The 14,960-nt window shown below is 73.4% G+C and carries 14 protein-coding genes; 6 read left to right on the forward strand and 8 right to left on the reverse strand.

Translation table 11 applies throughout. The features are described 5' to 3' along the window. Nucleotides 1-93: 93 nt before the first annotated feature. The 5 genes from ACF089_RS18885 (at nucleotide 94) to ACF089_RS18905 (ending at nucleotide 4,759) form a co-directional block, all read left to right on the forward strand. On the forward strand, nucleotides 94-471 hold the full coding sequence (locus ACF089_RS18885) for a hypothetical protein (RefSeq protein WP_392027759.1): 378 nt from the start codon (nucleotides 94-96) through the stop codon (nucleotides 469-471). A 199-nt stretch (nucleotides 472-670) separates the two neighbouring features. Then, on the forward strand, nucleotides 671-1,321 hold the full coding sequence (locus ACF089_RS18890) for an NADPH-dependent FMN reductase (RefSeq protein ID WP_392027761.1): 651 nt from the start codon (nucleotides 671-673) through the stop codon (nucleotides 1,319-1,321). A gap of 150 nt (nucleotides 1,322-1,471) precedes the next feature. Beyond that, nucleotides 1,472-2,440, forward strand: coding sequence for an ATP-binding cassette domain-containing protein (locus ACF089_RS18895; protein ID WP_392027763.1), 969 nt, complete (start codon nucleotides 1,472-1,474; stop codon nucleotides 2,438-2,440). Beyond that, entirely contained in the window at nucleotides 2,437-3,303 is an 867-nt protein-coding gene (locus tag ACF089_RS18900; protein ID WP_392027766.1) for an ABC transporter permease, read from the forward strand. The genes ACF089_RS18895 and ACF089_RS18900 overlap by 4 nt, the downstream gene beginning before the upstream one ends. Nucleotides 3,304-3,604: 301 nt before the next feature. Further along, entirely contained in the window at nucleotides 3,605-4,759 is a 1,155-nt protein-coding gene (locus tag ACF089_RS18905) for a MerR family transcriptional regulator (RefSeq protein ID WP_392027769.1), read from the forward strand. Between the two features lie 116 nt (nucleotides 4,760-4,875). On the opposite strand, the gene ACF089_RS18910 is transcribed toward ACF089_RS18905, so the two are convergent. The 7 genes from ACF089_RS18910 to ACF089_RS18940 all read right to left on the reverse strand — a co-directional run bounded on the left by ACF089_RS18910 (nucleotide 4,876) and on the right by ACF089_RS18940 (nucleotide 13,215). Beyond that, the gene (locus ACF089_RS18910; RefSeq protein WP_392027772.1) at nucleotides 4,876-8,631 is read right to left on the reverse strand and encodes an ATP-binding protein; all 3,756 of its coding nucleotides are present in this window, start codon (nucleotides 8,629-8,631) and stop codon (nucleotides 4,876-4,878) included. 185 nt (nucleotides 8,632-8,816) lie between these two features. Further along, the gene (locus tag ACF089_RS18915; protein ID WP_392027775.1) at nucleotides 8,817-9,416 is read right to left on the reverse strand and encodes an FMN reductase; all 600 of its coding nucleotides are present in this window, start codon (nucleotides 9,414-9,416) and stop codon (nucleotides 8,817-8,819) included. Nucleotides 9,417-9,418: 2 nt separating this feature from the next. Then, nucleotides 9,419-10,504: an LLM class flavin-dependent oxidoreductase gene (locus ACF089_RS18920; RefSeq protein ID WP_392027778.1), complete on the reverse strand. Its 1,086-nt coding sequence runs from the start codon at nucleotides 10,502-10,504 to the stop codon at nucleotides 9,419-9,421. 177 nt (nucleotides 10,505-10,681) lie between these two features. After that, entirely contained in the window at nucleotides 10,682-11,473 is a 792-nt protein-coding gene (locus ACF089_RS18925; RefSeq protein ID WP_392027781.1) for a hypothetical protein, read from the reverse strand. A 350-nt stretch (nucleotides 11,474-11,823) separates the two neighbouring features. Continuing rightward, a complete protein-coding gene (locus ACF089_RS18930; protein ID WP_392027784.1) occupies nucleotides 11,824-12,255 on the reverse strand; it encodes a hypothetical protein in 432 nt (143 codons plus the stop codon). 442 nt (nucleotides 12,256-12,697) lie between these two features. Beyond that, on the reverse strand, nucleotides 12,698-12,889 hold the full coding sequence (locus tag ACF089_RS18935; RefSeq protein ID WP_392028171.1) for a hypothetical protein: 192 nt from the start codon (nucleotides 12,887-12,889) through the stop codon (nucleotides 12,698-12,700). Between the two features lie 50 nt (nucleotides 12,890-12,939). Further along, entirely contained in the window at nucleotides 12,940-13,215 is a 276-nt protein-coding gene (locus tag ACF089_RS18940) for a hypothetical protein (protein WP_392027787.1), read from the reverse strand. Nucleotides 13,216-13,361: 146 nt separating this feature from the next. On the opposite strand from ACF089_RS18940, the gene ACF089_RS18945 reads away from it, so the two are divergent. Beyond that, the gene (locus ACF089_RS18945) at nucleotides 13,362-13,568 is read left to right on the forward strand and encodes a hypothetical protein (RefSeq protein WP_392027790.1); all 207 of its coding nucleotides are present in this window, start codon (nucleotides 13,362-13,364) and stop codon (nucleotides 13,566-13,568) included. A gap of 296 nt (nucleotides 13,569-13,864) precedes the next feature. On the opposite strand, the gene ACF089_RS18950 is transcribed toward ACF089_RS18945, so the two are convergent. Next, a complete protein-coding gene (locus ACF089_RS18950) occupies nucleotides 13,865-14,959 on the reverse strand; it encodes a magnesium and cobalt transport protein CorA (RefSeq protein WP_392028173.1) in 1,095 nt (364 codons plus the stop codon). Between the last annotated feature and the right edge of the window lies 1 nt (nucleotide 14,960).

The following is a 14,960-nucleotide window of genomic DNA, read 5'->3' on the forward strand; positions in this document are numbered from 1 at the left end:
GCCGACCGGGCGGGCGGAGCCACCCCGCCGAGTTGCCGGGGCCCTCCCCGGGGTGTGCCCTGGGAGGAAGGACGAGAGGAAGGAGCCCCGGCCATGGCCGTTCACGCGACGACGCCCGCACGGGCGCACGGTTCACTCGGCTGGGCGATACCGGTCGCCCTGGGCGCACTCTTCGGCTTCTACGCGGGATTCCTCCGCCGCACCGGCGAGGCCGTCGGCTGGGGGGACGTCCTGTACGGAGTGGTCGCCGGTCTGATCTTCATCGCGCTCGCCTTCGGGCTGGGCAGGATCCAGGGGGCCCTGCCGCGCGAGCTGCGCGCCGGCGCGTACGCCGCGCTGTGCGGGGTGGCGATCGGCTTTCTGCACAGCCTGACCGGGGCCAGCGTGCTGCGCTCGGTGGGGATGGGGCTCTTCTTCGCCGCGGCCATGCTGGTGGTCTCGTTCTACGCCTTCTACACCCGGGAGACCTGAGCCGGGCCGGACCGGGCCCGGGAAGCCAGGCCCCGGCCCCCGGGCCCCTCGGGAGACGCCCGCGCCCCGCCCCGCAGCCCCTCCCCGCGCGGTCGCGAGATCGAATCTGGCGGCCGCGCGAGACGGTCTCGCGCCTTCTCCATGACGGCGGGGGAGCCCGCCGCGACGGGGGGCGGTTGTGATGCGGGAGGCGGTTGCGATGCGCGAGCGGAGCGACGGGCGGTCCGGACCGGGCGGGCGGCCCGGACCCGCCGGGTCGAACCGGTCGGGCGGGTCGGGCGGGCCGGAGCTGCCGGAGCCGCCGGAGCGCTGCCCGCCGCTGCGCGTCGCCGTCATCGTGGGGAGTACGCGGGAGGGGCGCGCGGGCGGCGAGGTCGCCCGCTGGTTCACCGCCGAGGCCGGCGGACGGACGGAGCTGGAGCTGTCGCTCGTCGATCTGATCGACTTCGACTTCCCCGCCCGCTATCCCGACCGCCCTACCGAACATATGTCCGACTTCGCCGACCGGGTGGCCCGCGCGGACGCCTTCGTCGTCGTCACCCCCGAGTACAATCGTTCCTTCCCCGCCTCCCTCAAGCAGGCCATCGACTACGCCTACGACGAGTGGCAGGCCAAGCCGGTCGCCTTCGTGAGCTACGGCCACGGCTCCCGGGGGCTGTACGCGGTCGAGCAGCTGCGCTCGGTCTTCACCGAGCTGCACACCGTGCCCCTCCGCAACGCCGTGGGCCTCAATCTCCTCGAAGACGGCTGGGAGGAGCGGGAGAGCTCCGTCCGGCTGCTGCTCGACCAGCTCGGCTGGTGGGGCCTCGCGCTGCGGGAGGCACGCGCCGTGCGGCCCTATGTCTCCTGAGGGCGACGACCACGCGGCCGCTCCCGGGGGCGGCCGCCCGCGCGGGTGCGCCGAGATCGCCCGCTCCGGGTCCGATGAGTTTCGCCGACGGGCGGAGTCGACCCACCACGACGTGAATACCGAAGATCCGTTCGAAGGAAAATTGGCTGAATGAGTACAGAACCAGCAATCGAGACCCGAGGCCTGGTGAAGGTCTTCGGTGAGAACCGGGCGGTCGACGGCGTCGATCTCACCGTGCCCACCGGCTCCGTCTACGGAGTCCTCGGCCCCAACGGCGCGGGCAAGACCACCACCGTGAAGATGCTCGCCACCCTGCTGCGGCCGGACGGCGGCGAGGCACGGGTCTTCGGCAAGGACGTCCAGCGGCACGCGGCCGAGGTCCGCGGCCGGATCAGCCTCACCGGCCAGTACGCCTCGGTGGACGAGGACCTCACCGGCACCGAGAATCTGATCCTGCTGGGACGGCTCCTGGGGCACTCCAAGCGGGCCTCCGCCCAGCGCGCCGAGCAGCTGCTCGACGCCTTCGGGCTGACCGAGGCCGCCGGCCGCCAGGTGAAGAACTACTCGGGCGGCATGCGGCGGCGCATCGACATCGCCGCCTCCATCCTCAACACGCCCGATCTGCTCTTCCTGGACGAGCCGACCACGGGACTCGACCCGCGCAGCCGCAATCAGGTGTGGGACATCGTGCGCGCGGTCGTCGCCCACGGCACCACCGTGCTGCTGACCACGCAGTATCTGGACGAGGCCGATCAGCTCGCCTCCCGGATCGCGGTCATCGACCACGGCCGGGTGATCGCCGAGGGCACCAAGGGCGAGCTGAAGGCGTCGGTCGGCTCGGGCGCTATCCATCTGCGGCTGCGCGACGCCGCCCAGCGGCCCGAGGCCGAGCGGGTGCTCGCCGCGGCGCTGCGGTCCGAGGTGCTGCTCGACCCCGACCCGGTCGCCCTGACCGCCCGGGTCGACGGCCACGGCACCGAGCAGGGCGCGGCCGAGCAGGCGGCCCGGGGCCTCGCCGAGCTGGCCCGCGCCGGCATCACCGTCGACAACTTCGCACTGGGACAGCCCAGCCTGGACGAGGTCTTCCTCGCCCTGACCGACAAGAAGGGGGCGGCATGAGCACCGCGACCACCACCACGGCCGCCCAGGCGTCCGACGATCTCCAGCTCGACGCCCCCAAGGCCGAGGATCTCGCCGCGCTGCTGGTCAACAAGGAGAGGCCGGCCAAGCCGAGCGCGCTCTCCGCGTCCCTCACCTTCGGCTGGCGCACCATGCTGAAGATCAAGCATGTGCCCGATCAGCTCTTCGATGTGACGGCCTTCCCGATCATGATGGTGCTGATGTACACGTACCTCTTCGGAGGCGCGCTGGCCGGGTCGACCACCGAGTACATCCAGTTCCTGCTGCCCGGCATCCTCACCATGAGCGTCGTGATGATCACGATGTACACGGGCGTCGCCGTCAACACCGACATCAGCAAGGGCGTCTTCGACCGGTTCCGCACCCTGCCGATCTGGCGGCCCGCGCCGATGGTGGGCTATCTCCTCGGCGATGTCGTGCGGTATGTCATCGCCTCCGTGGTGATGCTGACCGTCGGCATGATCATCGGCTATCGGCCGGACGGCGGGCCGGTGGGCGTGGTGCTCGGCGTGCTGCTGCTGGTGCTCTTCGCGTTCTCCTTCTCCTGGGTCTGGACGATGTTCGGGCTGCTGCTGCGGAGCGAGAAGTCGGTGATGGGCGTCAGCATGATGGTCATCTTCCCGCTGACCTTCCTGAGCAATGTCTTCGTCGACCCGAAGACCATGCCCGGCTGGCTCCAGGCCTTTGTGAACAACAGCCCGGTGACCCATGTCGCCACCGGGGTGCGCGAGCTGATGGCGGGCGAGTGGCCGGCGGCGGACATCGCCTGGTCGCTGGGCTGGTCCGCGTTCTTCGTGGTGGTCTTCGGGACCTTGACGATGCGGCTCTACAACCGCAAGTGACCCCGTGCGCGGGGGTCATGGGGAGACGGCGGGCGTCCGCCGGACGGGCCTGGGGCCCGGCCGGGGACGCCCGCCGCCGTATGCCCGCCGCCGTATGCCCGCCGCCGTATGCCCGCCGCCGTATGCCCGCCGCCGTATGCCCGCCGCCGTATGCCCGCCGCCGTATGCCCGCCCGGCGCGGATGCCCGCGCTCAAGGCGGGTCCCTCGGGGGGCGGTTCACGCCGGGCCGTTGACCTTCCTCCCCGGGGAAGGCCCAGCATCGAATCCGCCGGGCCACCGCCCGGTGCGAGGAGGGAACCCATGGATCGGCTCACGATCGGGGCGTTCGCCCGGGCGTCCAGGCTGACCGCGAAGGCGCTGCGCCGCTACGACGAGCTGGGGCTGCTGCCCCCGGCGCACGTCGACCCGTACACCGGATACCGGTACTACGAGCGGTCGCAGCTGGAGCGGGCCCGGCTGGTGGCCTGGCTGCGGCGGATCGGGATGCCGATCGTCGGCATCCATGAGATCTGCGATCTCCACGAGCCGGACCCGGCCGCCGCGGCCCGGGCCGTACGGGCCCACTGGGCGCGGGTGGAGGCGGAGACCGCCGCCCGCCGGGATCTGGCGCACTTCCTCGCCGATCAGCTCTCACCGCCATCGGGGAAGGAAACCGACGCCATGACCTCGCTCGGAATTCGCTACGCCGCCCGCACGGACCGCGGGATCGTCCGCACCGCCAACAACGACCTCGCCCACGCCGACTCCCGGCTGCTCGCCGTCGCCGACGGATTCGGCGATCTGGGCGCGTCGGCGGGCGCGGCGGCGATCGAGGCGCTCAAGGAGCCGGCCGGTTCCGCTCCGCCGCGCGCCGGTGATCTGCTCAACGCGCTGGAGGACGCCGTGGCGCGCGCCAACTCGGCGATCGGCGCGCTGGACGGCTCCGGCACGACGCTGACCGCGCTGGTGCGGACCGGCTCCCGGCTGGCGCTCGTGCACATCGGGGACACCCGGGTGCAGCTGCTGCGCGACGGGCTGCTCTCCCGGATCACCCATGACCACACCGTGGTCCAGTCGATGATCGACGCGGGCTCGCTGACCGTGGAGGAGGCCGCCTCACATCCGCAGCGGACACTGCTGCTGAAGGCCCTGGACGGCGGCGAGCACACCTCCCGGCCGGATCTCCGGCTGTACGAGGCCCGGCCCGGGGACCGGTATCTGCTCTGCTCGGACGGGCTGTTCACGGCCGTGGCGGAGGAGCGGATCCACCACACGCTCGCCACCGTCGCCGACCCGGACGAGACCGTGAACGCCCTGATCGCCCTCGCGCACGACGCGGGCGGCCCCGACAACATCGCCTGTGTCGTCGCCGATGTGGTCCGGGTCCCGGAGACCGGCGGCGCGGCCGGGGAGACGGAGGCGGGGGCGCGGGCTCGGGCCGCGAAGGCGCTGGACGCCGCGCCCGGCGGGCGCTGACCGGCGGGCGCTGACCGGCGGAAGACGACCGCCGGCTCCGACCGCCGGCTCCGACCGCGGGCGTTGATCGCAGGTGTTGACCGCGGGCTCTGGCCGACGGCGTCGTCCGGCGTCGGTCAGAGCCGCCAGGACAGCGGCTTCGCCGGACGGTAGGAGCAGTACGCGCCCGTCGTCACCGACTCCCGCAGATGCGCGGCGAGTTCGGGGTGGACCGGCTCCAGCTTCCGCAGGGTGTCCCGGATCCGCGCGGTGACCGTCTTACGGGCCCGCTCGGCCTCGTCGCCCAGTCGCCGGGTGCGCCCGCCGAGGCCCGCCGCCGTGCGCAGCTCGTCCAGGAGGGCGGTGCGTTCCCGGGTGAACTCCCGCGCCCTGCGGTCGTCGCCCAGCTCGGCGGCGCGGTCGATCTCCTCGTCCAGCCGCTCCAGCCGCCGCCGGTAGTGGAGTTTGGCCCGCTCGTCCAGGACGGGATCGCCGCCGAGGCTCCGGGCGGCGACGGCCGCCGGGCCGGCTTCCGGCGCGAGGAGGGAGACGGCGGAGAGATCGTCGCCGGGCCGTCCCAGGAGGGTGTGGAGGTCCCGCAGTCCCTTCGCGTCGGGCATGTGCGCCTCCCGCCCGCCGAAGGAGAGCGCCCATACGGCCCCCTCCCGCCGGAACCGGTGCTCGGCCGGGGCGGGCTCCTCGCGGCCCTTCGCCCCGGGGCCGGCCGGGCGGTCAGGGCCCGGCCCGAGGTCGCCGGAAACGCGCGCCCCGGTGGCGGGGCTCCCCGGTCCGCCGCTGCCGGGTCCGCCGCCGCTCCCCGGTCCGCCGCTCCCCGGTCCGCCGCCGGGCGCCGGGCCCGCGATCTCGGCCAGATGCCTCATCCCCAGCTCCCCGGCGTCCCGCCGCACCCCCGCGGCCAGCTCCTCCACATCGATCCCGAAGCCCGCCCCCGTACCCGTACCCGTACGGAAGCCGAAGCCGAAGCCGAAGCCGAAGCCCCTGCCCGCTTCCGAGCCGGAGCCTGCCCCCGGTCCTGTCCCCGGTCCCGTCCCCGAGCCCCTGTCCGCCCCGGAGGCGGCACGTCGAGAAGCGTCGGCGTCCGCGTCGGAGAGAAGGGCCGAGTCCGGTCCCGTACCCGAGGCGGTACCCGCCCCGGCACCCGCACCCCCACTCGCACCCGCACCCGGCCCCGCACCTGGCCCGGCACCCGCCCCCGCACTCGCACCCGGCCCCGCACCTGGCCCGGCACCCGCCCCCGCACTCGCACCCGGCCCCGCACCTGGCCCGGCACCCGCCCCCGCACTCGCACCCGCACCCGCACCCGGCCCCGCACCCGCCCCCGCACTCGCACCCGCACCCGCACCCGGCCCCGCACCCGCCCCGGTCCCCCGGCCCGCGTCGGCGGGAAGCCCCGTGCCCAGCACCGTCAGCAGCGCCGCTCGCGCCCGTACCGACCAGGGGCGGGCCCGCATCCGGTCGGCCGATTCGTACGCGGCGGTCAGCGCCGCCACCGCCGACGCGCGGTCGCCCGCCGCCGCGTCCAGCAGCCCCACCCAGAGATCGACCGGACCGCCGATGTCACAGCCGTACAGCGACACCACCCACTGCCCGGAGTGCGGGGCCAGCGCCGCCCTGGCCTCCGCGATCCGCGCCGGGTCGCCCGAGGCGGCCGCCACCTGGGCCCGCAGCCGCAGCGCCAGCGGCTGGAAGACCCGGGGCAGCCGGTCGGGGCGGACCTCCGGCTCGTCGGCCGCGCGGAGCGCGAGCGCGAGATCGCCGCGCTCGATCGCCGTCAGCCCGGCCAGCAGCGCGGGATACGGATGGGCCACCCCCTCCACCTCGCCGAGCGCCCGCTGCGCCTCCTCGTACCGGCCCTGGAGCAGCAGCGCCGACCAGCGCATATGACCGGCCGTGTAGGCGTACGGCTCCTGGCGCCGCTTGCCCTCGACCGCCTCGACCACCTCGGCCAGCAGCTTCTCGGCCTCCGCGAACCGCCCGGTGAGCGCGGCGACCAGCGATTCGTCGATCGCCCGCGACAGCTCGTGGCGGCGCTGTCCGATCCGCTCGGCGAGCGCGCCGAAGACGCGCAGCTGCTCCGCGTATCCCGGGTCGCCCAGCTCCAGCAGGGTGACCCAGCGCATCGAGTTCGCGTGCAGCTCCAGCTCGGTGTCGCCGGAGCGCCCGGCGAGGGAGATCATCTCGGCGGTGAGCGCGAGGCGTTCGGCGCTGGTGCCGAGGCCCCAGATCGCGTCGTGCCGCGCCCAGAGGGAGAACGCCAGCGCGTCGTCGTCCGCGTCGCCGCGGGCCAGCGCGGCGGACTCCACGGCGAGATCCTGGGCGATCGTCTCGGTGGACAGCCCCGTCGGATCCGCCCCGCCGCCCCCGATCAGCGCCCGGTGCGCGTCCCGCAGCAGCCGGGTGCTCGCGGTGCGCCCGGCGCCGGTGCTCTCGTGCTGGTGGAGGGTGATGGCGACCCGGGCCAGCAGCGCGGGGTCGGGCAGCTCGCGGGCCAGCTCCACCGCCTGGTCGAGAGAGCGCCAGGCGCCCTCGACCTCCCCTTGGTGCCACTGCGCGCCGCCCAGTTCGAGCAGGAGGAGCGCGATACGGCGGCGGTCGTCCCCGGCGGCCTCGATCGCGCGCCGGAAGTGGCCCTCGGCCTCCTCGGCCGCCAGCCGGCCCGAGGCGTCCCGGGCGGCCGCGGCCAGCAGCTCCACCCGGGTCTCCCGCTCCAGCTCGTCGCCCGCCAGATAGGCGTGGCGGGCGAGATCGGCGGGGAACGTCTTCTCGCTGAGCACCGGCGATCCGTCCAGCGCCCGGACCACGGCGGCGTGCCGCGCGCGCAGCGGCCCCTCGTCCAGGGCCGCGTACAGCGTCTCCCGTACGAGATCGTGGGCGAAGGCGAACCGGCCGCCCGTCCGTACGGTGATCAGCCGGGCGGCGACGGCCCGCTCCAGCAGCCGGTCCACATGGGGGACGGGCGCGGCGACCGTCGCCGCGAGCACCTGGCGGTGGAACTCGCGGCCGAGCACGGCCGCCGCCTCCAGCAGCGCGCACACCTCGCCGGGCAGCAGCGCCAGCCTGCGCCGGACCGCCTCGCGCACGCCCGGCGCGACGGCCGACACCGGGCCGCCGCCGCGCCAGAGGCGGACGGTCTGCTCCACGAAGAAGGGATTGCCCCCGGTGCGCCGGTGCACCTCGTCCACCAGCTCGGGGGCGGGCTCGGCTCCCCCGGTCAGCGCGATCAGGGCGGCCACCTCGTCCCGGCCGAGGCCGGTGAGGGTGACGGTGGCGGCGGCCCGCGCCGCCAGCGGCAGGATCAGCCGCTGGAGCGGATGGTCCGCGCTCTCGACCTCCACATCGCGATACGTCCCGATCAGCAGCAGCCGCTCGAACCACGCGTGCTGCGCGGCGAATTCCAGCAGCTTCAGCGAGGCGGGGTCCGCCCAGTGGAGATCCTCCAGGACGACGACCAGGGGGCGGCGCTGGGAGGCGGTGACGAGGGCGGTGGTCACCGCGTCGTACAGCGGGAAGCTCTCCTCGCCCTCGCGCGCCGGGGCGGTGTTCCGGTCCTCGCCGAGGAGGACCGAGAGCCTGCCGCCCGCGGCCCGCTCGGCCTCGGCCCACTCGGACTCCTCCGTGCCGCGTCTCAGACCCCGCAGCACCTGGACCCAGGGCCAGTGGCCGGGGGCGGTGTCGGAATCCCAGCAGGAGCCGCCGAGCACCAGCGCGCCGAGCCGTCTGGCCTCGTCGGCGGCCTCGGTGACCAGCGCGGTCTTCCCGATCCCGGCCTCTCCCGTCACCAGCACCAGGCCCCCGTGGCTGTCCGCCGCCCGGGCTGTCCGGGTCCGGAGGACGCTCACGGGGTGTTCGCGTCCGATGAGTACAGGGGCCATGCCCAAGACCATAGGAGGCGGCACTGACAGTCCGCATATGAGATACGGGCCGCCCGCGCCGCCTCCGCCTCCCGGGAAGCGCCCCCGGGAGGGCCGGGACCCCGGCCCGGCCGGGGGAAGTCCCCGCCCGACCGGGGGAAGTACCCGGTCGGGCCGGGGTCCCGGATCCGGGCGGAAGTCCCGGGTCAGGGGAAGGACATGACCGGCGCCTCGTCCACCGTCCTGCGCTCCGCCGCGGCCGTCAGCGCGGCGAACTGCTCGCCGGCCCGGCGGATGCGCACCGGCAGGGTGTCGGTGAGCGGGTCGCCGTTGCCGCCCCAGTCCTCCGAGGCCGCGTACACCGCCGTCGGCGCGACGACGGTCCGCAGATACGCGAAGAGCGGGCGCAGCGCGTGCTCCAGCACCAGCGAGTGCCGGGCCGTGCCGCCGGTCGCGCCGACGAGGACCGGCTTCCCGGTCAGCGCGTCCGGCTCGATCAGGTCGAAGAACGACTTGAAGAGCCCGCTGTACGAGGCGGTGAAGACGGGGGTGACCGCGATCAGTCCGTCGGCCTCCGTGACCGCCTCGATCGCCTCGCCGAGTTCCGGCGAGGGGAACCCGGTGACCAGGTGGTTGGCGATCGGAACGGCCAATTCCCGCAGTTCCACGACCCGGACCTCGACCTCCGCGCCGTGCCCGGCGGCGAGCGCGCCGCGCACGGACTCGGTGAGCCGGTCGGCCAGCAGCCGGGTCGACGACGGGACGCTCAGCCCGGCGGAGACCGCCACCAGCTTCAATGTCGTCATCGTTACGCCTCCTTGGCGCGCGCGGCGGTGACCGCCGGGTGGAGCGGAGCGGTTTCCGGCACTCCGGCCGGGCGGAGCCTGGCGAACTCCTTGCGCAGCACCGGCACGACCTCCTCGCCGAGGATGTCGAGCTGCTTGAGCACGGTCGCGAGCGGCAGTCCCGCGTGATCCACCAGGAACAGCTGTCGCTGGTAGTCGCCGACCGCCTCGCGGAACCCGAGGGTCCGCTCGATGACCTGCTGCGGGGTGCCCACGGTCAGCGGGGTCTGCTCGCTGAAGTCCTCCAGCGAGGGGCCGTGGCCGTAGACCGGCGCGTTGTCGAAGTACGGGCGGAACTCCCTGACCGCGTCCTGCGAGTTCCTGTGCATGTAGACCTGGCCGCCGAGACCGACGATGGCCTGCTCGGGTGTGCCGTGGCCGTAGTGCGCGTACCGCTTCCGGTACAGCTCGACCATCTTCTTGGTGTGGGACATGGGCCAGAAGATGTTGTTGTGGAAGAAGCCGTCGCCGTAGTAGGCGGCCTGTTCCGCGATCTCCGGGGAGCGGATGGAGCCGTGCCAGACGAACGGGGGTACGCCGTCCAGCGGGCGCGGGGTCGCGGTGAAGGACTGGAGGGGGGTGCGGAACTTGCCCTCCCAGTCCACCACGTCCTGTCGCCACAGCTTGTGCAGGAGCGCGTAGTTCTCGATCGCCAGCGGTATGCCCTGACGGATGTCCTGGCCGAACCAGGGATAGACCGGTCCGGTGTTGCCCCGGCCCATCATCAGGTCCACCCGCCCGTCCGCCAGGTGCTGGAGGTAGGCGTAGTCCTCGGCGATCTTCACCGGGTCGTTGGTGGTGATCAGGGTGGTCGAGGTGGACAGGATCAGGTTCTCGGTGCGGGCCGCGACATGGCCGAGCAGGGTCGTCGGGGACGAGGGCACGAACGGCGGGTTGTGGTGCTCGCCGGTCGCGAAGACGTCCAGTCCGACCTCCTCGGCCTTCTGCGCGATGGCCACGGTCGCCTTGATCCGCTCGTGCTCGCTCGGCGTGCGCCCGTTGGTCGGGTCGGTGGTGACGTCGCCGACGGTGAAGATGCCGAACTGCATGAGGCTCACCTCTCGATGTCCAGAATGGTTGAATGTTGAACCAAACTCTACAACGAGAGACCCTCCCTGGCTATTCCGCCCATCGAGTCCGCAGGTCAGAGCCTCACGCAAGCCCTTCGAAGGCAGATCGAAGCCACGTCGAAGCCAGACCGAAGCCAGGCCGAAGGCAGACCGAGGTCACGTCGAGCCGGGGAAGAGCACACGGAAGGCGTCGGCCGAGTCCGTGCCCGTCCTGCCGAACGGCGCGTCGAAGTTCCAGACGAGGAAGAGCAGGAAGGTGATCAGCGCGCTGAAGAGCCCGGCGATCAGCAGCTCCCGGGCGCTGCGCCCCATCCGCATGGTGAAGATCAGCCCGACCGTCACCAGCGCTCCGATGATCAGCCCGAACCAGACCACGCCGGGGAGGGTGGAGCCCGCGTTCTGCTCCCGGGTGCTCCGCGCGTCCGCGGCGACGGCGGCCTGTTCGACCATGGGCTGGTAGACCTGCGCCTCCAGATCGTTCGCGGGCATCCGGCCGGCGATGTCCTTCCGTACGGCGTCGAGCAGCTCGGCCCCGTGGGGCGACAGCCCGTCGCCCGCGATCATCCGGGGCCACTCGGTGTCGACCACGTACGACACATAGCCGCCGATGTCCGCGCGGATCTTCTCCCGGACCTCGCTCGGGAGGACCTCGGCGCGCTGGGTGATCTCGTGGAGGGCCTGCGCCTCCCGCCGTACGTCGTCCTGGGCCGCGCCGCGGGCCTCCCAGACGCCGGCGATGGCGAGGCCGAGGACGATGGCGTAGACGACGCCGATCATCATCGTCGTGTATTCGAGGACGTCGGGCGTCTGCTGCGCCGGGCCCTCGCCCTCGCCCTCCCCGTCCCCGGACGCCCGGGGACCGAGTCTCCTCTGGCTCAGCAGGGCGATGCCCAGGACGAGGGCGCACGCCGTGGTCATCGCGATGGACAGGACCAGCCATTCGGCCATGGTGATCTCCGTGTCTGCTCTGTGTGCTGCTCTGTACGTGTGGGCAGTTCTGCGCCGGGGCCGCCGCGCGGCGGGGGCGGCGGAGGCGGCTCGTTTGCGGTCCCGGCCCCCGGCCCGGTCCCCGGCTCCGGTCCGGGCCGGGGGCGCGGCCTCAGCCGCGTCTGCGCCGGGGGCGCAGCATGACGGCGGCGAGTACGGCCGGGACGGTGACGATCAGCACCAGGACGACCAGGGGCATCGAGTGGCTCCGGGGACCCTCGGCGGCCGGCCGGTACCGGCGTACGGGTTCGACGCGGGCCGTGACGACCGGCGACGGCCCGGCGGCGGGCGGCGGGGCGGCGACCGCGGTCTCACCCGGCCGGGCGGTCCGGGCCGGGGCCGTGGACTCCGGGGTGGCCGGGGCGGCGGTCGGGACGCCGGGGGACGGCGCGGCCGACGGGGCCGCCGACGGACCGGTCGACGACGACGGCGGCGACGGGGTCGGGGTCGGCGAAGGCGCGGTCGGTGTCGGGGTCGGCGTGGGTGTGGGCGTCGGCGTCGGGGTGGGTGTCGGTGTGGGCGTCGGTACGGGACTGGGCAGCGGCGGCGGGGTGGGGACGGGGCTCGGCAGGGGAGGAGGCGTGGGGATGGGGCTCGGGAGCGGCGGGGGCGTGGGGATGGGGCTCGGGAGCGGCGGGGGTGTCGGGGACGGGTCCGGACAGGGCCGCAGCACCCGCACCGACACCGAGACCCGTACCGACACCGGGCTCGGCCCGCTGCCGGACACCGACCCGCAGACGCACACGATCCCCGGCACGGACACCCGCGCGGACGCCGACGCCGAGACGCGGGACGGGGACGGCGCTCCGGGGCCGGCCGCCCGTATCGCCGGCTCCGGGGACGCCCCCGGGCGGGGCCCCGGCACTCGGCCGTCCGGCGCAGTCGTCACACCGCCCCGCGCCCCGGCCGGCGCCGCTCTCCCGGCCGGCGCCGCCGCACTTGTCAAGGGTCTCTCCGGCGGCCCGCCCGAAGCGACAGCCGCCATCACCCCCTGGGAACCCAGAACGGCCGCGATCCCCAGTGCGCTCAACTGCTCAATTGCCGCCACATTCGCACGGTAGGACGCAGCTGACCCAGAGAGGGCAAGAATCACCCGAAGGGGTGAATAAGACGCTTGTCCGACCTATCTCACCGGAAGTATGGGAAAGGGGTCTCGGACCGTGCTCGGCCCAACTCCCGCACGGGTCAGACGTAGACGACGCGCACGACCGACACCGTCAACACCGTCGCACTGACGTAATACCGAACGACAGCCCCCGCGACCGTCGCCTCCCGGCGGTCGGGGTCGCCGGTGATGGGCGTGGAGCCGTGCCCATAGGGATCGGCGGCCAGCCGCCGCATCGCCGTGTCGAATCTGGCCCGCAGGGCGGAGCCCATGGCTCCGCGCGACTGGTCCGCCGGCGGTGCGTACTGAACACGGCAGCGGTTCACGCCACCTCCGGCCCGGCGAACTCGACGGGGACGGCTCCGATGTCCTCGCCCCGGGCGAGCCGTTCGAACAGCTCGGCGTCCTCCGCGTCGGCCGAGGTGGCGGCCAGCGCCCAGCGCACCAGCGCGGTGGGCAGATCCATCACGGGAAGATGCTCGATCTCCCGGTCGAAGGCGGCCGCCCGCTCGGCGCTCATCGAGGCGCGGATCGCGGCGATCGTGCCCGGGAGTTCGACCGGGTCTCCGCCGATGCTCGTCTTGAGCTTGGCGTCCATGGCGGCCTCCCGGAGTTCCGCCCCCACGTTAGCCCGCGGAGCGGCCGCCGGTGAAGGCCGCCCCCGCCCGGCCCGGCCGCCAACGCCCTTACCGGTACGGAGTACTTCCGGGTGCGGGTCTTGAGCGCGCGTGAGACGGTCGCCGGGTGATCGAAACCCTGCTCGCCGTGATTCCGTTTCCCGTGGTCGCCGCGTTCTGCGCCGCCGCGATGCTGCTGATCGCCACCTCGGCGCTGCGTCTCTCCAGCGCCGGGCGGAGCGACCCCTCCGACGAGGCGCGGTCTCTGACTCTCGCGCTGTACGGATGTTTGGTCGCGTTGCTGACGTTGGGGCTTTTCGTGAAGTTGCTCTGAGGGGGGTGGGGGTGTGTGCGGGGGCCTTGCCGGGTTGGGGTGCGGGGGCTTGGCGGTGGTCGTCGCTTGTGGTGCGGGCTTGTCCTCAATCGCCGGACGGGCTGGAAATGGTGGCACCGGTCTGTGGCTGTGGGCCGGGTGGGGTGGGATTGCCGGCACCGGTCTGTGGTTGTGCGCCGGGTGGGGTGGGATTGCCGGCACCGGGCTTTGACTGTGCGCCGGGTGGGGAGGGAATGCCGGCGCCGGTCTGTGGCTGTGTGGGCCGGGTGGGGTGGGAATGTTCGGTGTGCGGGGGATCAGAGCCAGTCGTTGTGGCGGAAGGCGCGGTGGATGAGGGCGCAGGCGGTGGCCATGAGGGCGAGGACGGCGGGATAGCCGTAGGTCCAGCGCAGCTCCGGCATGTGTTCGAAGTTCATGCCGTACACCCCGCAGACCATCGTCGGCACGGCGATGATCGCCGCCCAGGCGGTGATCTTCCGCATGTCCTCGTTCTGGGCGACGGTCACCTGTGCCAGATGCGCCTGGAGGATCGAGTCGAGGAGCGCGTCGTACGCGCCTATCTGCTCGTTCACCCGGGCGAGATGGTCGACCACGTCGCGGAAGTAGGGCTGGATGTCCGGTCCGACCGGGGGCAGCGCGGTGGTGGCCAGCGCGCGCATCGGGCGCTCCAGCGGGCCGGCCGCCCGCTTCAGCTCCAGCAACTCCCTTTTGAGCAGATAGATCTGCCCGGCGTCGGCGCGTCGCGCGTCCTCGCTGAAGACGGCGGTCTCCACGGCGTCGACATCGTGCTGCACGGAGTCGACGACGTCCAGATAGTCGTCCACGACCTGGTCGGCGATGGCGTGCAGCACGGCGGCCGGGCCCTTGGCCAGCTGATCGGGGCGGGCCTCCAGGGCCTCGCGCACGGGGCCGAGCGAGCCGTGCGGACCGTGCCGGACGGTGATCACGAAGTCGGACCCGGTGAAGACCATGAGTTCGCCGGTGTCCACCACCTCGCTGGCGGTGGTGAGCTGCTCATGACCGACGTAACGGCAGGTCTTGAGCACGGTGAACAGGGTCTCGCCGCCGTCCGTTCCGTACCGCTGGGTCTTCGGCCGCTGATGGGCCTGGACCGCGTCCTCGACGGCCAGCGGATGGAGTCCGAACAGCTCGGCGAGGACGGCGAACTGGATCTCGGTCGGCTGGTGCAGACCGATCCAGACGAAGCCGCTGCCCCGCTCGCGGACCTGGCGCAGGGCCTCGCGGGCGTCGCCGTCGCAGGGCCGCCGGACGCCCTTGTCGTACACCACGCAGTTGACGACCGTGCTGCCGAGCGGGGAGCGGGCCGGATGGCTGAGGTCGACGGTGCGGCGGTAGGCGCGGCGCATCACTCGGCGCAGCTTGCGGATCATC

It is taken from the genome of Streptomyces sp. NPDC014894, from assembly GCF_043080985.1.
Classification (GTDB): Bacteria; Actinomycetota; Actinomycetes; order Streptomycetales; family Streptomycetaceae; genus Streptomyces.